General features: G+C 66.0%; 21 protein-coding genes and 1 tRNA gene. 11 read left to right on the top strand and 11 right to left on the bottom strand.

Annotation, left to right across the window (positions count from 1 at the left end):
• Positions 1-85: 85 nt before the first annotated feature.
• A complete protein-coding gene (locus QH168_RS13450; protein ID WP_280234931.1) occupies positions 86-649 on the bottom strand; it encodes a TetR/AcrR family transcriptional regulator in 564 nt (187 codons plus the stop codon).
• 79 nt (positions 650-728) lie between these two features.
• On the opposite strand from QH168_RS13450, the gene QH168_RS13445 reads away from it, so the two are divergent.
• The 3 genes from QH168_RS13445 to QH168_RS13435 all read left to right on the top strand — a co-directional run bounded on the left by QH168_RS13445 (position 729) and on the right by QH168_RS13435 (position 3,630).
• A complete protein-coding gene (locus QH168_RS13445) occupies positions 729-2,408 on the top strand; it encodes a nitroreductase family deazaflavin-dependent oxidoreductase (protein ID WP_280234930.1) in 1,680 nt (559 codons plus the stop codon).
• Between the two features lie 39 nt (positions 2,409-2,447).
• Entirely contained in the window at positions 2,448-3,233 is a 786-nt protein-coding gene (locus QH168_RS13440) for a crotonase/enoyl-CoA hydratase family protein (protein WP_280234929.1), read from the top strand.
• A 324-nt stretch (positions 3,234-3,557) separates the two neighbouring features.
• A tRNA-Arg gene (locus QH168_RS13435) sits at positions 3,558-3,630 on the top strand.
• 426 nt (positions 3,631-4,056) lie between these two features.
• On the opposite strand, the gene QH168_RS13430 is transcribed toward QH168_RS13435, so the two are convergent.
• Positions 4,057-4,383, bottom strand: coding sequence for a hypothetical protein (locus QH168_RS13430; RefSeq protein WP_280234928.1), 327 nt, complete (start codon positions 4,381-4,383; stop codon positions 4,057-4,059).
• On the opposite strand from QH168_RS13430, the gene QH168_RS13425 reads away from it, so the two are divergent.
• Positions 4,373-4,813 carry an NUDIX hydrolase gene (locus QH168_RS13425; protein WP_280234927.1) on the top strand — a complete coding sequence of 147 codons (441 nt, stop codon included), beginning with the start codon at positions 4,373-4,375 and terminating at the stop codon, positions 4,811-4,813. The genes QH168_RS13430 and QH168_RS13425 overlap by 11 nt on opposite strands.
• Positions 4,814-4,872: 59 nt before the next feature.
• Here the strand turns inward: QH168_RS13425 and QH168_RS13420 are convergent, their stop codons facing one another.
• Genes QH168_RS13420 through QH168_RS13410 form a run of 3 tightly spaced genes read right to left on the bottom strand, consistent with a single transcriptional unit; the run spans position 4,873 to position 7,364 of the window.
• Positions 4,873-5,526 (bottom strand): hypothetical protein, encoded by a 654-nt coding sequence (locus QH168_RS13420; RefSeq protein WP_280234926.1) that lies wholly within the window; start codon positions 5,524-5,526, stop codon positions 4,873-4,875.
• 9 nt (positions 5,527-5,535) lie between these two features.
• On the bottom strand, positions 5,536-6,681 hold the full coding sequence (locus tag QH168_RS13415; protein WP_280234925.1) for a radical SAM protein: 1,146 nt from the start codon (positions 6,679-6,681) through the stop codon (positions 5,536-5,538).
• Entirely contained in the window at positions 6,678-7,364 is a 687-nt protein-coding gene (locus QH168_RS13410) for a hypothetical protein (protein ID WP_280234924.1), read from the bottom strand. The genes QH168_RS13415 and QH168_RS13410 overlap by 4 nt, the downstream gene beginning before the upstream one ends.
• A 97-nt stretch (positions 7,365-7,461) precedes the next feature.
• Between QH168_RS13410 and QH168_RS13405 the strand changes: the two genes are divergently transcribed.
• Both QH168_RS13405 and QH168_RS13400 read left to right on the top strand, forming a co-directional pair.
• Complete coding sequence (locus QH168_RS13405; RefSeq protein ID WP_280234923.1) at positions 7,462-9,030, top strand: hypothetical protein; 1,569 nt, start codon at positions 7,462-7,464, stop codon at positions 9,028-9,030.
• 38 nt (positions 9,031-9,068) lie between these two features.
• On the top strand, positions 9,069-9,563 hold the full coding sequence (locus QH168_RS13400; protein ID WP_280234922.1) for a flavoprotein: 495 nt from the start codon (positions 9,069-9,071) through the stop codon (positions 9,561-9,563).
• 279 nt (positions 9,564-9,842) lie between these two features.
• Here QH168_RS13400 and QH168_RS13395 read toward each other — a convergent pair whose 3' ends face one another.
• Positions 9,843-10,478, bottom strand: coding sequence for an HNH endonuclease (locus QH168_RS13395; protein WP_280234921.1), 636 nt, complete (start codon positions 10,476-10,478; stop codon positions 9,843-9,845).
• Between the two features lie 570 nt (positions 10,479-11,048).
• On the opposite strand from QH168_RS13395, the gene QH168_RS13390 reads away from it, so the two are divergent.
• Positions 11,049-11,369, top strand: a complete 321-nt coding sequence (locus tag QH168_RS13390) for a hypothetical protein (protein ID WP_280234920.1) — start codon at positions 11,049-11,051, stop codon at positions 11,367-11,369.
• Positions 11,370-11,798: 429 nt separating this feature from the next.
• Here QH168_RS13390 and QH168_RS13385 read toward each other — a convergent pair whose 3' ends face one another.
• A complete protein-coding gene (locus tag QH168_RS13385) occupies positions 11,799-12,593 on the bottom strand; it encodes an AraC family transcriptional regulator (protein ID WP_280234919.1) in 795 nt (264 codons plus the stop codon).
• Positions 12,594-12,748: 155 nt separating this feature from the next.
• Here QH168_RS13385 and QH168_RS13380 point away from each other — a divergent pair, with 155 nt between their 5' ends.
• Complete coding sequence (locus QH168_RS13380; protein ID WP_280234918.1) at positions 12,749-14,185, top strand: MFS transporter; 1,437 nt, start codon at positions 12,749-12,751, stop codon at positions 14,183-14,185.
• Positions 14,186-14,353: 168 nt separating this feature from the next.
• Here QH168_RS13380 and QH168_RS13375 read toward each other — a convergent pair whose 3' ends face one another.
• Positions 14,354-15,076, bottom strand: a complete 723-nt coding sequence (locus tag QH168_RS13375; protein ID WP_280234917.1) for a TetR/AcrR family transcriptional regulator — start codon at positions 15,074-15,076, stop codon at positions 14,354-14,356.
• 73 nt (positions 15,077-15,149) lie between these two features.
• Positions 15,150-16,370 carry an FAD-dependent oxidoreductase gene (locus QH168_RS13370; protein WP_280234916.1) on the bottom strand — a complete coding sequence of 407 codons (1,221 nt, stop codon included), beginning with the start codon at positions 16,368-16,370 and terminating at the stop codon, positions 15,150-15,152.
• A gap of 154 nt (positions 16,371-16,524) precedes the next feature.
• Between QH168_RS13370 and QH168_RS13365 the strand changes: the two genes are divergently transcribed.
• Positions 16,525-16,647 (top strand): hypothetical protein, encoded by a 123-nt coding sequence (locus QH168_RS13365; protein ID WP_280234915.1) that lies wholly within the window; start codon positions 16,525-16,527, stop codon positions 16,645-16,647.
• An 88-nt stretch (positions 16,648-16,735) separates the two neighbouring features.
• Here QH168_RS13365 and QH168_RS13360 read toward each other — a convergent pair whose 3' ends face one another.
• Complete coding sequence (locus QH168_RS13360) at positions 16,736-17,203, bottom strand: VOC family protein (protein ID WP_280234914.1); 468 nt, start codon at positions 17,201-17,203, stop codon at positions 16,736-16,738.
• A 108-nt stretch (positions 17,204-17,311) separates the two neighbouring features.
• On the opposite strand from QH168_RS13360, the gene QH168_RS13355 reads away from it, so the two are divergent.
• Positions 17,312-18,298: a helix-turn-helix transcriptional regulator gene (locus tag QH168_RS13355; protein ID WP_280234913.1), complete on the top strand. Its 987-nt coding sequence runs from the start codon at positions 17,312-17,314 to the stop codon at positions 18,296-18,298.
• A gap of 163 nt (positions 18,299-18,461) precedes the next feature.
• On the opposite strand, the gene QH168_RS13350 is transcribed toward QH168_RS13355, so the two are convergent.
• Positions 18,462-19,133 carry a TetR/AcrR family transcriptional regulator gene (locus tag QH168_RS13350; RefSeq protein ID WP_432421087.1) on the bottom strand — a complete coding sequence of 224 codons (672 nt, stop codon included), beginning with the start codon at positions 19,131-19,133 and terminating at the stop codon, positions 18,462-18,464.
• Between the two features lie 99 nt (positions 19,134-19,232).
• Here QH168_RS13350 and QH168_RS13345 point away from each other — a divergent pair, with 99 nt between their 5' ends.
• Positions 19,233-20,513, top strand: coding sequence for a lipase family protein (locus tag QH168_RS13345; RefSeq protein WP_280234911.1), 1,281 nt, complete (start codon positions 19,233-19,235; stop codon positions 20,511-20,513).
• Positions 20,514-20,779 lie beyond the last annotated feature (266 nt).

The raw sequence follows: 20,779 nt of genomic DNA, 5'->3' as shown, positions 1-20,779 counted from the left end.
GGCGGATCCACGCTACGGCCGGTTATCGAGCTGGTTCACCCGGCGTGCGCAGCGACGCGACTGCCCCGACTGGACGATTCACTATTCAACCGGCGGGCATATGCAGATCGAGTAATTCACCGAGGTGCTTGCCGACCTGGTCCAACGGCGCGGTGGAGTTCTGCGCCATGGAGAGGATGACAGCGCCCTCGACCGCGGCGAGCATCGTGGTGGCCAGCGATTGGGCGGTCTCGGCATCGACGTCGTGCTCGGCCAGCCGCTCGGCCAGGATCTGCTCCCATTCCTGATACGTCTGCCTGGCGACTTCGGCGGCCTCCGGTGCGACGGAGCGGCCGAGCGATGCCGCGACCACCGGGCAGCCCGCGGCGTAATCGCTGGTCCGCAGCACGCCCTTCCAGCGGTCGAGGAAGGCGGCGATCCCCCGCTGCGGGCTGCTCGCGGTGAACTCGCGCAACCATCCACTCATCGCCTGCCCGGCCACCCTGGTCGATTCGGCGATCAGTTCGGCCTTTCCGCCAGGAAAGCTCAGATAGATCGAGCGGCGCGACACCCCGCTGTGCGCGAGCAGTTCGCTGAGTCCGGTACCGGCCACACCATTGCGCCGGACCAGTTCGATTGCACTGCCGATCAAGCAGTCACGTACGGCCACCCTTGCGAGTATACCGATCGTTCTACTACTGTCGCTCCCGACTAGACCAATCGGTTTACCCAGTGGATCAGGAGCCGCCATGACCGCCCTGCACGAACCCCTCGAGCTCGACTGCGGCCTCGTACTGCCGAACCGGCTGATGAAATCCGCGCTCAGCGAAGGACTCGGCACCGCGGGACTGGGGCCGGACGAGCGCATCGAACGCCTCTACACCCGCTGGGGGCGCGGCGGATTCGGGCTCGTGATCACCGGCAATGTCATGGTCGATCGGCGTCAGCTCGGCGAACCGGGCAATATCGCGATCACCGACGACCGCGATCTCGACGGCCTGGCCCGCTGGGCGAAGGCCACCAAGGACGGTGGCGCACCGATCTGGATGCAGATCAATCATCCTGGACGGCAGGCCAATCCGCTGGCGACCCGGTATCAGCCGGTGGCGCCGTCGGCGGTCGCGATGAACATTCCCGGCCTGCCCGCGCCGAGGGAACTGACCGAGGCCGAGATCGAGGACATCATCGACCGGTTCGCCACCACGGCCCGGATCGCCGAACAAGCCGGCTTCGACGGGGTGCAGATCCACGGCGCGCACGGATACCTCGTCTCCCAGTTCTTGTCGCCGCTGGTCAACCGGCGCACCGACGGCTGGGGCGGCGATCCGCGCCGCCGCATGCGCTTCCCGCTCGAACTCATCCGCCGGATCCGTTCGGCGGTATCGCCGGGTTTCGGCGTCGGGATCAAACTGAACTCCGCGGATTTCCAGCGCGGCGGGTTCACCGAGGACGAATCCCGCGCGGTGATCGAGCAGATCGCCGCGGAGCGCATCGACCTCATCGAAATCAGCGGCGGCAGTTACGAATCACCCGCCATGATGGGCCGCGCGGCGAGCACCCGGGCCAGGGAGGCGTACTTCCTGGAGTACGCGCAATCGGTACGAGAACTGGCCGCCACCGTGCCCCTCGCCGTCACCGGCGGTTTCCGCAGCCGGGCCGCGATGACCGAAGCGGTGGCGAGCGGAGCCTGCGATATCGTCGGCCTCGGCCGCCCCACCGCGGTGCACACCGCGGCCGCCGCCGCGATCCTCGACGGCACCGACCGGCTCCACACACCGACCATCCGGCTCGGCCTGCCCCGCCGCCTGACCGAGGCCGCCGGCGTGAAATCCCTCGACGGCGCACTCGACCTGCAATGGCATTCCGATCAGCTGCACCTGATCGGCGCCGGTGCCGAGCCCGATCCCACCCGATCGCCCTGGTCGACGGCGCTGACCATGGTCAAACGCAACGGTCTCGATTCGTTGCGCAGCCGCCGTTCCGCGGCGCCGGACCCGCGTCGCGACATCCGGCGCAAGTTCGTGATCGAACGCGCCGTGGGCCGCTATATCGCCAATCCGACGGTGCGGGCCCTCGGCCGGATCGGTGTCACGACCTCGGCCGCCGCCGAACTCGAGACCATCGGCCGCAAGAGCGGCCTGCCCCGCCGGGTCCCGGTATCGGCCCGCTTCGACGACACCGGAGCCTGGCTGATCTCCCAGCACGGCACCCGATCGGGTTGGGCGCTCAATGTCGGTGCCGAGCCGAATATCCGTATCCGCCAAGGCAATCGCTGGCGCACCGGTACTGCCGTCCTGCGCCCCGACGACGATGTGATCGCCCGCGCTCGCGCCTTCGCCCCACATCCGCTGCTCGCCGGACTCAGCGCCGCCACCTTCCGCGCCCTGCAAACCGACCCCATCTCGGTGCGCGTGACGTTCACCGACTGATTCGTCCGCGCCCCACCGATCTGTCCCGAGGAGCCGATCATGACTACCCCCGACCCCACCGTCACCGTCGAACGCGACGGCCACGTACTGCTCATCGGCCTCAACCGGCCCGCCAAACGCAATGCCTTCGACCTGGCAATGCTCACCGAACTGTCGCGCGCCTACGCGCTGCTGGAATCCGACGACGAATTGCGTTGCGGCGTACTGTTCGCCCACGGCGCGAACTTCACCGGCGGCCTGGATCTGGTTGACGTCGGCCCCGCCATCGCCTCCGGCCAGAGCCCGTACCCACCCGACGGCCGCGATCCGTGGCGCCTCGACGGCCCATGGACCACCCCGATCGTCGCCGCCGCCCAGGGCTGGGTGATGACCCTCGGCATCGAACTCCTACTCGCCGCCGATATCCGCGTCGCCGCCGCCGACACCCGTTTCGCCCAGCTCGAAGTCCGCCGCGGCATCTACCCGTTCGGCGGCGCGACCCTGCGTTTCCCGCGCGAGACCGGCTGGGGTAACGCCATGCGCTGGATGCTCACCGGCGACGAATTCGACGCCACCGAAGCCCACCGCATCGGCCTGATCCAAGAAGTGGTCGACGGCCACCCTCTCGACCGGGCCCGAGCAATCGCCCACACCATCGCCGACGAAGCCGCCCCGCTCGGCGTCCGCACCACCCTCGCCTCAGCGCACCGAGCCCGCACCGAAGGCGATGCATCCGCCGCCGCCCACCTGGGCCCCGACGTCACCCGCCTGTTCACCTCCGCCGACGGCATAGAAGGCATGCAATCCTTCATAGAACGCCGCAAAGCCACCTTCACCGGCCGCTAACCCACCCCCGCCGACCCGGTGAGCAACGGATTCAACACCCCCGCCAACGCACACAACACGGGCGACCCGAACGGCGGACACGGCACCGCCGAGCTCACCACCTCCCGACCAACCACTGCCTGCGCGGGCACCTTCATATCCGCCGAGGCAACCCCAACAGGCGCCAACTCCACCATCGCCACAACCGCCGAAACCACCACAGTCCTGCGCATAACCCCACCTTCCCGTAGCCCATCACCCCACCCACCGACACAAACTGTGTACCCACCCACCAACCAGGTAGACTTCCCCGAGTTCGCGCATCGGCCCCCCGGTCCGAACCAAGCCCTCGTAGCTCAGGGGATAGAGCACCGCTCTCCTAAAGCGGGTGTCGCAGGTTCGAATCCTGCCGAGGGCACGTAGAACATGGCCCACTGTAGTAGCGGTATCCCGTGACGTGCCGGGTTGCCCGGTTCGGTGTCGTGGCTCGCAGCGGGGCCTCGCCACAGGTCACGGTGAGATCAGTCGAGGTCGCCGCGCCGGGGCTCTCGTGGTGAGATCACGCCGCGCGTCGGAGGGCGGGCCAGGCCCTGATCGAGGTTGAGGCCCTCGGCCGCGAAACCGCGAACAGCACCACAACCCCATTCGCGAAAATTGCGCGGATTCGCCGCGAGGCCGCCTCGCGCGACAACGCAAGCCGCGAACGAAACGCACCCAGCGCACCCGAAAGGCCTCGACCGGCCGTGAGGCCAGCCATACCATCAGAAATGGATTTCAAAGAAGGAGAAAGAGATCCAGGTGAGGGTCGGTGTGGACGCAGTCCCGCGAGTCCGTGCTGTCCATCTCACTCCTCCTTATGGTGGCGACCAGAGTTCGTCGCGAAGTCCTGACGGTGGTAGCCGACTCGCTGACATTCGGGGAGGCAGGCATCGCGACGGCCGTGCCTGGCCGCCGCACCAAAAGTGATGATCGCGCGGAAGCTTTCGGGGGTCTGGCTGGGGACAACAAGGAGCTGGCCTTCGCTGCGATGGAGGGTGGCTTGGTGCGACATGGGGTCTCCGATTCCGATGCGGCGGACGAGGTAGTACATGGGCCGCCGATGGCTTATGGTCGTGCTCGCGTTCATGTCGAGCGCATCGAGAGAGAGGTAAGAAATGGCTGTGGCCAGCACGGAAAGGCACACCCTCATCGGTGATGTGCACCTGCTGCTCACCGACGACCAGGGGAGGATCCTGTTCGGTCGGCGAGCTGGTACCGGTTACGCCGATGGAGCGTTCCACCCGCCTTCGGGGCATCTCGAGGCCGAGGAGTCGGTGGTCGAGGCGCTGCGGCGTGAAGCCGCCGAGGAGATCGGTGTGCAGATCGCACCCGAGGACGTCGAGTTCGCGCACATCATGCACAACAGCTCGTCCGGCGGTCGCGTCGCGTTCTTCTTCCAGGTCCGGCAGTGGGAGGGCGAACCGACGAACATGGAACCCGACAAGTGCGATGCGCTGGAATGGTTCACGGCCGACGCTCTGCCAGCGGACATGATCCCCTACTGCCGGGAAGCACTGGGCCACATCTCCTCCGGCAAGTCACTGTCACTGTTCGGCTGGTGACAGGTGACGGTGGGAACCGTGACCTCTCTCTCACCGGTCCCCACCGTCGCTTGACCTCGTCAGATGAGCTGCCACTCATCGAGCGAGGCGATCAGTTCCTCGAGGCGCTGCGGGGACATACGTTTCTCCGCAGCGTCTTCGAGGGATTCCTTCATGGCCCCGTATTGCCACCAGGACTCGCCGTTCTTGGCGTCCATGACCAGGAACCGGTCCTTGATGGCAGGGCCGCGCAGCACCAGCGACACGGTGCCGGGTTCGGCGACCACGGCGTGAACAGCGCTGTGGTGCAGCGCGTAACTGGCCCCGACCCGTTCCTGGCGCACGTGCACCGCGCGCAGGCTCGAAACGTCGATCTCGGTACCGAGTTCGACGTCGCCGTAGAGCCGGTGCCGGTATTCGCCACGCAGGATGCGGCTGGCGTAGGTCCAGCGGTGGTTGTGCGGGCGATCGTGGTAGCCGGGCCCGAAGATGTGCAGGCGCAACCGGATCCCGGATTCGAGGTCGTCGTGCAGGACGATCTTGTCGAGAATGTCGTAGTGCTCGCACAGTGCGGCGAGATCGGGGTTGTCGGGCAGCGTAGTCAATTCGCGCCGCAGCAGGTACTTCTGGGCTGCGAGCAGTTCGAAGGACTTGCGGGTAGCCAACTCGACGGCCTCCACGTCGTTCCAATCGAGGCAGCGCAGCGGTTCGATGACGGTTTCCATGGTGTGCATTGAGGTCTCCTATTCGGGTTTCGCGCTGGATTTCCACAGTCGGCAGACCGGCACGATGTCGGGGTAGGCCGAGCACGACGAAGACCCCATGACCAGTTCCTCGGCCGGGCAGCCGCCCATGCACGCCGATTCCTTGCAGCCGCCGCAGGCGCTGCCGACGAGAGGTTTGGTGAACAGATCGAACTCGTTGACCTCGCTGTCGCGGTTGAGCAGCACCTGGCCGTCGCGCATCTTGGCGTAGTAGGTGTCGGTATCGAAGAGGTAGCTGCACACGTAGCAGCGGCCGTCGGGGAAGATCGAGATCCGGTCGAGGGTGCGGCCGATGCAGCCCTGGTAGCCCTCTCCGGCGTAGCGGTCCATCTGGTCGCGGCGGGCGTAGGTGGGCTGGAACCACACCCGTGACTTGTGTTCCGGCGCAACCAGTTCGAGCCTGGCGCAGAAGTTCACCCACTCCAGGGGATTCATCGCCATGTCGGCGTTGCCGTGGCCGGTGCCGATGGTGGAGAACACGTGGAACTTGACCAGGCTCGCGCCGATGCCGTCGGCGATGTCGAGCAGGCGCAGGACATCACCCTCGTTGGCTTTGTGGACCGTGCAGATGATGCGAGTGTCGAACCCGCGCTCGCACAGTTCGGCGCTGGTCTGCATCGCCTGGTCGAAGGTGCCCTCACCGCGGACCGTGTCGTGGGTGGCTGCGCTGCCGCCGTCCATGCTGACCTGGACGTAGGCGAAGTCCTCGGGGGTGAGCCGGGCGAACTTCTTGCGGGCGATGGCCTGGGCGTTGGTGGTGGTGATGACGTGGCCGTAGCCGATGGTCCTGGCCGCCCGGATGGCGTCGATGTACCAGGGGTGCAGGGTCGGCTCACCGCCGAGAATGGTGAGCTTGTCGCCGCCGAGTTGCCGCCAGGTGGCGAGGGTGTCGACGATCTGCTGCGGGGTCATCTTCAACGCCCGCTCGAGCCGTTCGCCCATGTAGCAGTGCTCGCACCGCAACTGGCACGCCTCGGTGATGTAAAGGTAGACGTTGCGGAACCGGCCGTAGGCGACCTTGTCGACACGGTGTGGTTCGCGCTGTCCGGCGTTGCGTGGCATCCGGGCGTGGCCGTAGGTGTCGGGCCGGAAAGTCGGGAGTCCAAGAGGGGTTGTGCTGGTCATGCGGTGGTGCTCCTCACTATGAGCAGGGGCTCGACGATTCGTGCGAGGGTCGCGGCGTCGTCGGCGGCGTCGACGGAGTTGGTGGGGATGCCCGCACGGTCGAACGCGGTACGCACGTCCTCGACCGTGTCGTCGTGGCGTCGGGTGCGGGCGGCGAACAGTGACGGAGCGTCGCCTCGCCGCGGGTGCAGCAGTGAGCCACAGTTCCCACAGGTCCATCCACCGAACGTCGATGCGGTCGCGGGCAGGCGCGGATCGGCGGCCGGATCGCGCTCACATCGGTGGCAGACGCGACGTGCTCGCGCCCTCTTGCGTCTGGCCGGCGCGTCGAGCACGAGCTCGACCGGCTCGACGGCACAGCCCGGTGCGAGCGCCCGCGTTATCTCGAGCAGCGCTTCGACCTGCTGGCCGGTGCCGGGATAGTTGTCCAGGAGCACCGTGTGGTTCCGGGAGTCGGTGGCCACGGTGCTCAGGTACCGACGCACCGCCAGATTGACGACGTCATCGTCGATCCAGCCGAGGTCTCGCGGACCGTGACTGGCGGTCTGCCTGACCACCTCGGGCGGCACGTGTTCGCGCAGTCTGAACACGTGCCGGTCGAGATTCTTGCCCAGCGCCAGCGTGAGCGTTGTCTTTCCGGACGCCGGTGGCCCGAGGATCGGCACCAACAGTGATAGCGCCATGTCGCCCCTTCCGCAGGATTGCTATCGGACACACCGACGATCGCCGCGTCGAGCACGAATTGGCTATACACACAACGAGTCTCGGGAATTCCGGCGTATGCAGAAGGTGCATATGGGCTGGGTAGAGCTGGTGGTACCGTCGGAAAAACCGTTGGGGACGGCCATGATCGCGGAAGCGGGGCGGATGATGCGGATAGCCGAGAACACGCGCGAATGCCCGATGTGCGGGACTCGGTTGTCCCGATTCAACACCGGCACGGCGTGCAGTAGTTGCGCGCGAGTAGAGCCCGCTGTCGGCGCACCGGTGATGCCCGCCGAGTTCTGGGCCAGCGATCACATGCGCGACGCCTTGGCCTCCTGGCACATGGGCCGGGTGATCTTCGCCTTCCGCACCCACCCCATGCACAAGTCCCCGATCACCCAACTCGACGTCGCGAACTGGCTCGACATGTCCCAGGCGACCCTGAGCCGGATCGAGCCCCGCGAAGCTCCCGAAAAGATGTCCAAGCTGGTCCAATGGGCAACAGCTCTGCACATCCCCGAGGAACTGCTGTGGTTCCGACTCCCCCGACAGAACGCGGCAACAGAGGTCGACCGTCGACAGCTGCTCGTCCTCGCGGCAGCGGCCGTCGCCTCGGCCACCACCGAGGACATCCTCCCCAGCAGCAGCCCGGCCACCGACGACTTCGACGCCTCGGTGCCCGCCATCGAAACAGCATTCTGGGCAGCAGGCAACATCGGAAGCGATCAGCCAGTCCGCGAGATCGGCGAACTCGTCGCGCTCGCCCGACGCATCACACGACTCCAAATGGCCTGTGAATACACGAAACTCGGTCCCCTGCTGGCTCCGGCGATCACCGATCTGTACCGCCAAGCCCACAGCGGAAAGCCCCGAGACCGCCGCGCCGCGTGGGATGCGTTGGCCCAGGTCGCTTCCGAGACTTCAGTGGCCCTGCGCGCACGCGGCTACTTCGCCGTCGCCTGGTCAGCCGCGCAAGCAGCTGAATCCGCTGCCAAACGGATCGACAGCCGCCAAGGCATCGCCTCGGGCGCTTACGTGCGCAGCCAGGTACTCCTCGCCCGACCCGAGTCCCTCAAGGCTGCCCTGGACTGCGCCGTACACACCGCTGCCCAGGTCGGACCCGACGCAACCACCGCCCCCGAGATACAAACGGTCGGAATGCTCCACCTCCAAGCCTCTTTGGTCACCGCCACCATGGGCGCCAGCCCCCACGATCATCTCGCCCAGGCGGCCGAGTACGCGGCTCAGCTCGACCGCGGGACCATCGACGATCCCACCACGATCGTCGGCAACGTCTCCTTCGGCTCGGCCAACGTGGCGTTGTGGAACATGACCGTGGCCATGGAAGAAGGCTCCCCGGAACGAGTGCTCGATCTCGCCCATTGCCTCGACCCTCGTTCGCTGCCGACCGTCGGCCGCGCCGCCCAGTACTTCGTAGAGGTGGGGCGTGCCGCCGCAGCCCGCGACGACCACACCATGTCCCTGGACGCGCTGCTACGGGCAGAGCGCATCGCGCCTCAACAGGTCCGCAACATGGACACGGTGCAGGAACTGGTGGGCCACATGATGATCAAAGCCGGACGCGACCTCGTCACTGGAGACCTCGGCAAACTCGCTTCCCGGGTCGGTGCTGTGGCGCTGTAGGCGAAGACGCATCACCCATCGCCTGCCATGATGGGGACATGGGTGAGCGCACAAGAGTTCTGTACGCGATCGTGACAGGAGCCGGTGGGGCCGGGGACGTCGGGGAACTGGTGACCCTCGCACAGGCAGACGGTTGGGAAGTGTGTGTTCTGGCCTCCCCCAACGGCGCCCGATTCATCGACGCCGAAGCACTCGCGGCACAGACCGGATACCCCGTCCGGTCGGAGTTCAAGGTCCCAGGCACCAAAGACCTGCTTCCGCCACCCGACGCGGTCCTCGCCGCGCCGCTGACGACAAGTTCTATGGCGAAATGGGCTGCGGGGATTGGTGATACATTGCCGCTGGCGCTGCTTGTCGAAACGGTCGGAGCCGGGCTACCAGTCGTAGCGGTTCCGCACGGACGAGCAGCCCAATTCCAGTTCCCGCCAGTCGCTGCCGCACTGTCCAACCTCACCGACTGGGGCGTGCGCTTCATCCGGGTCAACGAAGGCGAACCGGTGCCCTGGGCCGCAGCCCTGAAAAGCCTCGACTGACTCAGTCCCACCACGCCCTACAGCCTCCCATCGTTGTATAGTCGGCCCGAAGTCCCCACGCCTGAGCTGAGTTTCGGTCTCGAACTGCCGCAGCAGAACGCTGCCGGGCCCGAAGGACGCTGCCAATATAGCGAGGGATTGGGTTCGCCACTTGATGAACAAGCGTTCAACGCCCCAGGGGCTTCCAGATTCATGCGGTTCAGGGTAAACCCTGTGGCCCCTGAACTACATGTCTACGGCTATGCTGCCCCTCCCCGCGCGGCGGCCGGAGCCGACTATCTAAGTATCACAATCTCCTACGCCAAGTGTTCGGCGCAGCTCTGGGTCGTTGTCCAGGCTGTGCTGGAAACCCTCAAACGCAACAAGATCGACCGGTTTGCCGCCGAACCACCGCTCCACGAGCTCAAGGCCCTTCGGTGTCAAAGATGCGAACCGGGCTGGACGTCCTTGGAGCTGTTCTTCGTGTAGCCGAATGGGTTTCGGGCCATCTCGTCGCCCAGACGGCAGAAGCCATGCGTCCTTTCGTAGTGCGATCATCCCATCTGCAACGAGATCACCTACCGCCCAGGTCATTCCGTCGGATATCAGAGGTCGATCCCGACCCGGCGCGTACTCGAATAGCCACCGTAGTAGCCGCAGCTCCAAGTCGCTGTAACGACGTGTCATCACCCCGAGGTTGGCCTTGTACTGCTTCATCGCCAGGACATCGATCTCGCCGTGTGTCTTGCGCGCGTGACAAGTCGGGCACAGCGCGATGAGGTTGTCGAACTCGTGACGTCGTGTCTTTGCCCAGTCGACGATGTGATCGACCTCGACGGGGTACTGGCGACAAGTTGGTATGGCGCAACGATGTCCTGCCTCAACCAACACCTCACGGCGAAGCTCACTGGGAATATGCGGGCGCGTTGACGACACAGTCCGATGCTAGTTCCGACCACTGACACCTCGTCAGACCTCGCGGCGGGCGGGTGTCGGGCCGATCCCGATCACTCAGCTGATCAGAATCACCGAAACGAGGCCAGGCCCGATCCCACCTTCGATACGCCCGCCGTGGGCACAACGAAGATGGGAACGCGATAAGGTCGGCACCGACGAATGGGGATCGCTAGATCGTGTAAGAATCCGCGATGACCAGGCGTTTTCCGGTTGCCCATGTTTGTGTGTCCTGCCGAGGGCACAAATCTGCGACGGCGTTTCCGCAGTTCAGCGGCTTCGGCGCCCGTGCTCCCGCCGATCATGAAACCGCACGTCAGCGATGTCGCTCCGTCGGCCGTATCGCGGCAAGCCACCAAGATCTGGAAGGGCGGCACCGAGCGCGACGCCGCTGCCGCCAACTGGACCCGATGCTTCCGCCGGGCCGGCAAAGCTCGCCGACTACCCCTCGGCAGTCCTCGCCTCACTGGCCGGGGCGTTGTGATGTGCCGTCGAAAAGTCTGTGCGTCTCGGGGGTGCGGAGGTGAGCCGAGTCGGTCGAGGCTTCGGGTGATGCGCTGCGAGGTCTGTTCGGAAGCGAACTCCATCGCGAATACGACGATGCATTTTCCCGAAGCTCTGTGCATCATCGGCGAAGGCAAAGGCGTCACGATCGTCGCCAACCAGATTCGGGATTGCCACACCCGCCCCGACGTCGCGTACGTGCCGCTACTCGGCGCCCCGCCCATTCGCTACGGACTGCTCTGGTCCACCGACCGTGTAACCGCTCCGGTGCGGGAACTCGCCGGGGCGATGCTGCGAGAGGCGAGGCGCGACCTCGCTACCGGTGAACTGGGGCAGCTGGCGCAGCACGTCGGCATCGCGCCCGTCTGACATACGTCTCGGGCCACAGCCGGTGTGAGAAGCTTCTACAGCCAGATCGATGTCGAGAGTGCCCCAGGCATCAACTCACGCATGGACGAGGCGTTCGCCGGTCGGAGTTCAGGACTGTGGCGCCGCGGTGCCGCGTGCAGGGCATGGACCAAGCGCGGGGGCAGGACGCCAAACTCGACGGTGAGGACGATCGAGTCGGTTACCTGTAAGCGTTCCTCGAAGAGATCGGCGATCACGCGTTTGCCCTCGATACTGTTCTTGCATCGAACGGGACCGTGCGGGTTGTGGAACTGGATGAGAAGACGCGAGCCGCCTGTCGTCGTGCCGTAGACGCCCCACGCACGTCCGGTACGCCTCACAATTCAGGTTGTCGTGCTGTCGGCCCAGAATTCACGGACAGTGGGGGCCGCCGTGAACGTGAGTGCACTTCTATTGGCCCATTTCGATTCGCGGGTCGAGCCCGGCGTCTGCGTGGAGGTAGCGTCCGGGTGAGGTCCCAACCGTCCGGCGGAACGCCGCGAGGAACGCGCTCGCAGTCGTGTATCCCACGGCGTGGGCGGCCTGGGATACGGTACGACCTTCGGCGAGCAGAGGCAGGGCCGCGCGCAGCCGCATATGGGTGCGCCAACGGTCGAAGCTCATACCGGTATCGCGGACGAACAGCCTGGTCAGTGTTCGTCGACTCACTCCTATGTCGTGTGCGTGCGCTTCGAGGCCGCGGGGGTCGGCGGGGTCGGCGAGCAGCGCGTCGGCCACCGCGCGGACCCGTTCGTCGACGGGGTGTGGAACGTCGATCGGTAGGGTCGGTACGGGGTGCAGCAGGTCCAGCACGACAGCCTCGGCCCGCTGCCGTGCGCCTTCGGCCAGATCGTGGCGGGCGAGATAGGTGATCAGTTGGGCCAGCAGCGCGCCGACACCTACCGCGGTGGGCTCGGACCAGTCCAGGGAGCATGCTGCCGGATCGAGGTAGAGGCTGCACAACATCGCCTCGCGGGTGGCGCCGGTTCGGTGTACTACCCCCGCCGGTAACCACAAGGCCCGGGTCGGCGGCAGTACCCAGTACGCGTCGGCGACAGCGATGCTGAGGACTCCGCGACGCGTCCACGCCAACTGATGGTGGGTATGACTGTGGGCGGGGATCCATTCCCCCGACGTCAACGGGAATTGGCCGACGATGATCACTCCCGCACCGGACAGATCGGACCAATCGGCGGGTTCCAGCATGCCGCCAGCCTATGTCCTCAACGCGACATCATTGGGCCTCACCACGTATTGTGGCCAGCTTCGAGAGGCACATAGCGTCGTTGAGTGCTGAAAAATCTTGTGACTCATAATGGTTGGCGTACTCCCTCGATGCCGGAGCGTCTGCCGTGACACCGATGGTCGCTTCCGTAGTCCCCGGCCGACGCCGGGCAGCGCTGGTAGTGCTGTGCTTCGTGCAGTTCATGCTCGTCCTCGACGACAATGTGGTCAGCGTTGCTCTCCCCAGCCTCCGCGACGAGCTGGGCTTCACCGGCGCAGGGCTGGCCTGGGTAGTCAACGCCTACTTTCTCGCATTCGGTGGATTGTTGTTGCTGGCCGGGCGCGTGGCCGATCTGCTGGGCCGCCGCCGTGTCTTCCTGCTCGGGGTGGCGCTGTTCGGTGTGGCAAGTCTGGCGTGCGGGTTCGCCCAACAGCCATGGCAGCTCGTGCTCGGACGGTTCGTTCAGGGCACCGGCGCGGCCATGGCGAGCCCGGCCGCGCTGTCGTTGATCACTCTGCTGTTCCCTGGCACCGCGGAACGCACTCGGGCACTGGCCATCTGGGGCGCGATCGCGGCTCTTGGCGGCACCGCGGGCCTGGTGATCTCCGGCGTGCTGACCGACCTCACCTCCTGGCGCTGGATCTTTCTCATCAACCTGCCGGTGGCGGCGGTGGCGATCGTGCTGTTGCCTCGCTTGATCCCGGAAAGTCGTGCGCGCACCCGAGCACGTCTGGATATACCCGGCGCTGTTCTGGGCACCGGCGCCGTGGTCTCCCTGGTCTACGGCCTGCTCCGAGCCGGAGAAACGAGCTGGGCCGGACTCCCCGTCATCGCGGCCCTGCTGTTTGCTGCGCTCTTGGCCGCCGCATTCATCGTGGTGGAGTCGAGGGTGGCGCAGCCTTTGGTGCCGATGGCGTTCCTGGCCGACCGGACGCGTTCGGTCGCCAACGCGGCGACGTTGCTGTTTTCAGTGGCCTTTTTCGCCATGGCCTTCTTGTTGATGATCCACTTGCAGACCGTCCTCGGATACGGGCCATTGGAGGCTGGCCTGGCCTATCTGCCCTATGGCGCTGGAATTCTCGTGGGTATGCGCCTTTCCACGTACGCGATCACGAGGATCGAGATGCGGTGGGCGCTGGTCTTGTCGTTCCTGATCAGCGCGGCCGGGCTACTGATGCTGTCCGGTGTGGCGGTGGGCGATCCATACGCTACGGGTGTGCTGCCGGGCATGCTCGTCACCAGCCTGGGATGTGGGCTGAGCCTGCCGGCTCTGACGGTGGCCGCGGTCACCGGCACCACCACGGACAACGCCGGACTCGGCTCGGCGTTGTTCAGCTCGGTGCAGCAGATCGGTGGCGCAATCGGCATCGCCGTTCTGGTCACCGTGGCCGAACACCACAATGGCGCCTCGGCCGGTTCCGCCGATTCGGCGGGCTTTTCCTTCGCGCTCATGATCGCTGCCGTTGTACTCGCCCTCGGCGCTGTCCTCATAGCCGCACTGCTGCCAGCAAACCGCTCGACCCCAGCCGCCGCCTCGGACGACGACCGGATATCAGCAGCCGACCGGGCCTGACCCTCGACAGACACCGCAGAGTGTGGGTGTTCGACGCGGTAGACCGAATAATTCGGGGGATTTCGGGTGGTGATGTGTAGAAGACGATGAGCGTCGCACATCGCGACCGAGCGGGGTTACCTCCGCTGAGAATTCGCCCGAACCGCTTGGAGTGCTCCCTCACCCCGTTCACCTGGTCCCAGCGGCCCCCGTTGTGATCAGCGAGAGCAACCCGTCACGAATCTCGGTGAACCGCGCACGCACTGTTTCGGCAGCCGCTGCGATCACACCGTCAGCGGGGTAGGTCGGTGGCTCGAGCAGCAGGTGGACGACCTCGGCGAGGACGGTTTCGGGGTCGTCGATCTCGATCGGGCCGGAGCTGGGCGGGTCGGCCATGACGGTGCTGAATCCGACGAGCAAGGCGTGGATCGCGTACCGCTGCTGTGGTTCCGGGAGGTCGTCGCGCACGATTCCGTGCGCGCGCAGGGTGGTGGTGACCACGTTGGCCATCGCGCTCGGTGAGGCGTCGATGAAGCGTTGCTGGTCGGCGGGGCGGTGAACGAGCTGGCGTAGTGCGCTGTCGTCGTTGCGCACCCAGCGCAGCCATGGGTTGCCCAGTGTTGTGCGGATCAACAGCGGTGCGAGGTTGCGGGGCAGGATGGTGTGCGGGTCCTGGGCGATCTGGGCGTTGATGGTGTCGATCCAGGCCAGTACTTCGCGCGTGATCAGTCCCATGAACAGGTCTTCTTTGGTCTCCCAGTACAAGTAGACCGTGCCCTTACCGACACCTGCGGACTTGGCGATCTCGGCGATGGTCACCTTGCGGACGCCGTGTCGGAGGGCCAGTTCGCGCGCGCTGTCGAGGATTCTGGCCGCCTTGATCGAGTCGTGTTCGATCAGCTGACCCGTCATCGAGAGTCCTCCTATTCGGTCGTCGGGGCCATGATGTCACGGAGGCAGCGGATGAGCGGGCCTGCCGCAGGGGTCACCCCGCGGCAATATCGATCGTCTTCATCCGGTTGGCTTCACTGCGGTGCTCCAGTTTCGACAGCAGCCTCCTACCGAGCGAAGCCCCCGCCACCAGATTGAAGGCGGAACGAATCCGGAGTTCCCTCGCGTCGGCGGGAACGAAGAGACGACGCATGGCCATTCCGGTGCCCTGGTGGAACTCGACGAACGGGCGGAGTCGCGCCTCCCATGCCCGCAATGCGGCCGGTATGTCACCCGGGTGTCGTTCCAGCATCGTGCCGAGCAGGTCGGCACCGGACATACCGACGGCGGCGCCCATACCGGAGTAGAGCGTCAGACACCACGCGGCATCTCCGAGGAGAACCACACGGTCACGGTGCCAGGTATCCATCCGGATCTGTTCGGCGCTGTCGAACAGGTGATTCGGCGCCTGCTCGAATTGGTCGAGCAGCCAGCCGAGGGTTGCGCCGGTGGGCTCCGGCCCGAACACCTTGCGTAGCGAGTCGATCGGGGCTCGCGTGAACTCGGCGTCCACATCGTCGGTCCGGTAGGTGAACAGGACGGTCGGGGGCCGGTCGGCGAAGGGGAAGACCCAGACCGACCGTCCCTGTTCGGCCAGAACGACACCGTCCCGGCTCCGAAATCCGGGCACCGGAGCGGGCAGGGCGCATGCGGCGATCATGTAGCCGAGGCGGTGCACGCGTCCGTCGTCGGGCCCGAATGCCAAGCGGCGCACCGTCGAACGCAAGCCGTCGGCCCCGATGACGAGGTCGAACCGCTCGGTGGTCGTCGTCGCGGAGCCGCGGTCGGTGATGTCGACCTCCACACCTTCGGCATCCTCGCGCAGCGCGACGGGAACCGTCGAATAGCGGATCCGCACATCGGGGGGCACGGCGTTGAACGCGCCGTCTTCGATGTCACCGCGCACGACGAGCCGTGTCCTACCCGGCACCGCATCGGCGAAGCTCAACCCGCGCCGCCGCCGACCCGCCCGGTCGATGTTGTAGTTGGCGAGGTCCGCCGAGACACGATCCGGAAGTTCGATGCCGAGGCGTTCGGCCGCGCCGAGCCCGGTGCCGAAGAGGGCGATGAAGTAACCGCCGCGGCGGCGTTGCGCGGCCCTTTCCAGAACGGTGACATCCCAGCCCGCTCGGTGCAGCCGCAGCGCGGCGGCGATGCCGCTGATGCCGAGTCCGACTATGAGTACCCGCTGCCGCGGGGTGGCGTTCAGGTCCATGACCACAGCGTAGATACTTTTGACCAAAATGGTCATATGGTCACTCGATTGTAGCGAAGGCCACTGCGAGCAGGGGCCAGGCCGTGCTCCGAGGCGGAGTCGAGCACCGAGGAACGTAGACCTCGGATTTCTCGAAGTGGACTTCGGTGACCGGATGCGACCTCGGTTGTCGGGGCCGAAATTCATTCGCGACTACGAGATCGACGGCGTATCGGTCACCACCGGTTTCAAAGGTCCCGGCCGCGACCGCGCCGTCTACACACTCGCCCTGCGCTGATATCGGACTGGAGATCAATGGATCTTCACGCCCGGAATCCGACCTCGAACCGAAGACTTCGAGAGGGCCTATGGCGACGCGGCCGAAGTCAAGCCGGCGAAAACTCCGCTGCCACATCCAGAATCCAGGTAATTCCGAAACGGTCGCGCAGCATGCCGAACGCCGGTGCCCATTGCGCTGGGCCGAACTCCTCGATGACAGTTGCTCCGGCGGACAGGGCTTCCCACAGCGCGCGTACCTCCTCGACGGACTCACCTCGCACGGATAGGAAGAATGGCTCCTCGGTGCGGGTTGTGCCGTTCTCGCGGTGGGTGGTCGGCGCGGAGCGGTCGATCGGAGTGTCCGGACCGGGTACGTCGTAGGCCATGACGCGGAAGCCGTTCTCGGCGATGATCTGACCGAATACGACCTTGGTGGCGTCGGGTGATTCGGTGCGCATACCGAAATCGGCGTAGGTGGCGAGGGTGAGCCGGCCGCCGAAAACCGATTGGTAGAACTCCAGGGCCGCGCGGGCCTGACCGTGGAAGTTCAGGTGGGCGACTGCGTTGATCGTCATGATGATCCGTCCTCGAGAAGTAGGCCGCCGGTGATTTCCGGCGACGAGAGCAACCCTGTCAGCGGTACCGGTCAGGGAACGTCCGCTACTTGTGGCAGCCTGACCGATATGCCGACCTCCTCCTCGACGGCAACGTCGCGCCGACTGCTCGCGCTGCTGTCGTTGCTCCAGGTCCGCCGCGACTGGTCGGGCGGCGTCCTGGCCCGGCGCCTCGATGTCAGCGAACGCACGGTGCGCCGCGATATCGATCGTCTGCGCGAACTCGGCTACCCGGTCAAGACCACCAAGGGCCCCGAGGGTGGCTACCGGTTGGAGGCAGGCAGTGAGCTGCCGCCGCTGCTGTTCGACGACGACCAAGCGGTGGCACTCGCCGTAGCGTTGCGCATCGCCGCGGGGACCGGTGCGGGGATCGCGGAGGCCGCCGCACGGGCCTTGACCACCGTGCGGCAGGTGCTACCGGCGCGCCTGCGGCAACGCGTCGACGCCCTCGAGATCACCGCCGCCGATAACGTGGGCGATTCACCAGTCGACAGCCACATGCTGCTCGCGCTGAGCAGCGCCATCCGATCCCGCGAGGAACTGCGCTTCGACTACCGGTCACCGACCGGCTCCGGCACCGATCCCGGGCCGCCACGCCGGGTTCAGCCGCACCATCTGGTGGCCAGAGCCGGGCGCTGGTACCTCATCGGATGGGCTCCCGAACGCGCGGACTGGCGAATCCACCGCGCCGATCGAATGACACTGCGCATCCCCAACGGGCCACGCTTCACCCCTCGCCAACTGCCGGGTACCGATATCGCCGCGTTCCTGTCCGCCCGCTTCAAAGGCTCCGAGAGTACGAACATCTGGCCCTGCCAGGGCGAAGTGATCCTCGATCTGCCCGTCACCCGAGTCGTCCCCTTCGCCGGTGACGGTGTCGTCGAAGAACACGGACCCGACCGGACCAGACTGCTCATCGGCTCCTGGTCCTGGGCCGCGCTCGCCGCCACAGCGGCCCGTTTCGACACCGACATCGAAGTCATCGGCCCGGAACCCTTGCGCGACGCCTTCACCGACCTCTCCCGTCGGGCGCGCCGCGCCGCCGGACTCGACTGACCACCGCACATCGTCGAGAGGCCGACCGTGGCAACGGGATCGATCGCTTCCCTACGATTCGACCGCGACAACGGGCAATCCTGCTACCGACGCCGTCGCACAGAATCCTTCGGCCCCTCCGCGAACTCGTAACCCTGCGACAGAATCCGCCGCGGCGAACGCCCTACCCCTCAGAGACCGCCGCGATACCGGCGTGGACCACCCTGGCGAACATCGCCAGATCGGAGATGAGACTGTCGATATCCGCGGTATCGGCATGGTGTAGCCAGTCGGCGACCGTGTCGAACAGCCCGCCGATCGTCGATACGGCGAGCGCGCGGGTGTCGAGGGTGGTGCTCTCCGCGACGATTCCTTCACGGCGCCACAGTGATTCGAGGAACTGTGCAGCCCAGCGGCGGTTGGCCCGGCGTTGGGCCTCCACTTTCGGCGAGATGCCGCTGGCCTCGCCGAAGGTGACGGCGGCGACCCGTGGGTCGTCGACCAACGCGTGGGCAAACGCCGCGATCACGACCATTGGCGCGTCACCGCCCTCATCGACTTCCTCGAGCGCCGCGAGCACCTGGCGTTGAATGCGCTCGCTGATCGATTGCAGCAGGGCGAGATAGCACGCTTCTTTGTTCTCGAACTGCTCATAGAACGCCTTGTTACCGACGTAGGCCGTCTGGGCGATCTGTTCGATCGAGGTGCCCGCGTAACCGTCACGAGCGATCAACTCGAACGCGGCGTCGAGGAGTTGCTCGCGTCGGCGAGCGCGCCGTTGGTCGGCATCGAGACCTTGGATGCGCCGACCACGCGCGCCGATGGTCCGCGCCGAGTCGACGTCTTCGGTAGCCACCACAAGGCCCACCATACCCAGCTACGCATTACAAACAAGGACTCTTGTTCATAACAAGGGAACATGTTGTAATCGTCACATTCGATCGAAGGAGCTGCCATGCAACGACGCACGGCGATCTGTCACCACGCTGTTCGAGCATTCGTACCTGCCCTGATGGTGGCCCTGTTCAACGCCGCGGCTCCGGCTGCCGCCGACGACATCCCACTGCCGCCGCTGCCCAACGAAGCGCAGGTCTATCCGGCGGTGGTGCCGATTCCGACCCCCGACGAAGACCCCTGGTACGCCGATCCCGGGGACATCGACCGCTACGCACCCGGCGACGTCGTGCGCAGTCGAGTCGTGCAGACCTACTCGCTCGGTGTACCGGTCCCGGTACACACCACACAGTTGCTCTATCGAACGACCGATGCGCAGAACGATCCCGTCGTCACCGCGACCACTGTGCTCATGCCCGGCATCCCCTGGCTCGGCCTCGGGCCGCGACCGCTGATCTCGTATCAAGAGGCGATCGACAGCCTCGGCTCGCAATGCAACCCCTCCTACACGCTGCGGGCGGGTGTGCAGAAGGAGATCGCGATCATCGGCCAGTTCCTCACCGCCGGTGCGGCTGTCGCGGTGCCCGATTTCGACGGTAAGACCAATGCCATCATGTCGCCGAGCGAGGGCACCATGGTCCTCGACGGTCTACGCGCCGCCACACGGGCCGGGCTCGGGCTCGAGCACTCCCCCATCGGCATGTGGGGATACTCCGGCGGCGGTAACGCCACGGCGTCGGCGGCCGAGAAGCACGCCGCCTACGCTCCCGAGCTGCCGATCAAAGCCAGTGCGCAGGGCGGCATTCCGGGTGACAAGGCCGCGATCGCCCCGTATGCGATCTCCGGTGCACAGCCGCAGGCCAACTTCACCGGCTGGCTTGCGGTGCTCGGATTGGCCCGCGCCTACCCCGAATTCGATCGACTGCTGCGCGACGAACTCACCCCCGACGGCGCCCGCATCGCCGCGGACCTGAGCAACCGCTGCCTCTATACCGTTGTCGGGACGACGCTGCTGCGGCCGATGGTGAACTATCTGAAGAACCCGGACGTGCTGGCGCATCCGATCGTGCGGCAGGCGCTCACGGAAGCGAGCTTCGGGCGCCCGGAGAACACCCCGGATATGCCGATCCTGGCGTGGCATTCCACCACCGATCAGCTCCTGCCCGCCGAACTGGCCTTCGACCGGATCGCGCGCGACTACTGCGACCGCGGCGTGAACCTGCGCTATTTCCGCGTCCCCGCCTCCGAGCACCTGAGCGCCGAGATCGTTCCCGAGCTGGCGACGGTGGCGTGGGTGCTCGGTGTGATCGCCGGTGCCGATCCGGGGCCGCGGATATGTTGAGGCGGTGTCATCCGGGCCAATTTCCCGGTGCGCGGCTGACCATCACATTTATCAGCGGTGGTCCGCGGCTCGCGGTGAATATCGAGACATCCATCCCGTTGCGCATATCGGAATTCGATGCCCTGGCATGACCTGTGCCCCGAATTCGTACCGATCGCCGGCGCTGCGACCAGGGACGGAACATCTCCGGTGAAACGAGTGTTCGCGGTTCTATCGAGGGAGGCGCCCGATCTACTCACCCATTGCGCGAAATGATGTTTCGTGAC

Source organism: Nocardia cyriacigeorgica, assembly GCF_029868385.1.
GTDB lineage: Bacteria > Actinomycetota > Actinomycetes > Mycobacteriales > Mycobacteriaceae > Nocardia > Nocardia cyriacigeorgica_F.
The sequence above is the reverse complement of the archived record's forward strand: the minus strand, read 5'-3'. Positions and strand labels throughout refer to the sequence as shown.

What these genes read in the sequence shown, in the direction of transcription:
- QH168_RS13420 (WP_280234926.1), bottom strand. Translation starts at nt 5,526, where the DNA reads ATGCACACCATGGAAACCGTCATCGAACCGCTGCGCTGCCTCGATTGG.
- QH168_RS13400 (WP_280234922.1), top strand. Translation starts at nt 9,069, where the DNA reads ATGGGTGAGCGCACAAGAGTTCTGTACGCGATCGTGACAGGAGCCGGT.
- QH168_RS13390 (WP_280234920.1), top strand. Translation starts at nt 11,049, where the DNA reads ATGCGCTGCGAGGTCTGTTCGGAAGCGAACTCCATCGCGAATACGACG.
- QH168_RS13415 (WP_280234925.1), bottom strand. Translation starts at nt 6,681, where the DNA reads ATGACCAGCACAACCCCTCTTGGACTCCCGACTTTCCGGCCCGACACC.
- QH168_RS13440 (WP_280234929.1), top strand. Translation starts at nt 2,448, where the DNA reads ATGACTACCCCCGACCCCACCGTCACCGTCGAACGCGACGGCCACGTA.
- QH168_RS13405 (WP_280234923.1), top strand. Translation starts at nt 7,462, where the DNA reads ATGCAGAAGGTGCATATGGGCTGGGTAGAGCTGGTGGTACCGTCGGAA.
- QH168_RS13445 (WP_280234930.1), top strand. Translation starts at nt 729, where the DNA reads ATGACCGCCCTGCACGAACCCCTCGAGCTCGACTGCGGCCTCGTACTG.
- QH168_RS13360 (WP_280234914.1), bottom strand. Translation starts at nt 17,203, where the DNA reads ATGACGATCAACGCAGTCGCCCACCTGAACTTCCACGGTCAGGCCCGC.
- QH168_RS13375 (WP_280234917.1), bottom strand. Translation starts at nt 15,076, where the DNA reads ATGACGGGTCAGCTGATCGAACACGACTCGATCAAGGCGGCCAGAATC.
- QH168_RS13345 (WP_280234911.1), top strand. Translation starts at nt 19,233, where the DNA reads ATGCAACGACGCACGGCGATCTGTCACCACGCTGTTCGAGCATTCGTA.
- QH168_RS13355 (WP_280234913.1), top strand. Translation starts at nt 17,312, where the DNA reads ATGCCGACCTCCTCCTCGACGGCAACGTCGCGCCGACTGCTCGCGCTG.
- QH168_RS13410 (WP_280234924.1), bottom strand. Translation starts at nt 7,364, where the DNA reads ATGGCGCTATCACTGTTGGTGCCGATCCTCGGGCCACCGGCGTCCGGA.
- QH168_RS13380 (WP_280234918.1), top strand. Translation starts at nt 12,749, where the DNA reads ATGGTCGCTTCCGTAGTCCCCGGCCGACGCCGGGCAGCGCTGGTAGTG.
- QH168_RS13385 (WP_280234919.1), bottom strand. Translation starts at nt 12,593, where the DNA reads ATGCTGGAACCCGCCGATTGGTCCGATCTGTCCGGTGCGGGAGTGATC.
- QH168_RS13370 (WP_280234916.1), bottom strand. Translation starts at nt 16,370, where the DNA reads ATGGACCTGAACGCCACCCCGCGGCAGCGGGTACTCATAGTCGGACTC.
- QH168_RS13365 (WP_280234915.1), top strand. Translation starts at nt 16,525, where the DNA reads ATGCGACCTCGGTTGTCGGGGCCGAAATTCATTCGCGACTACGAGATC.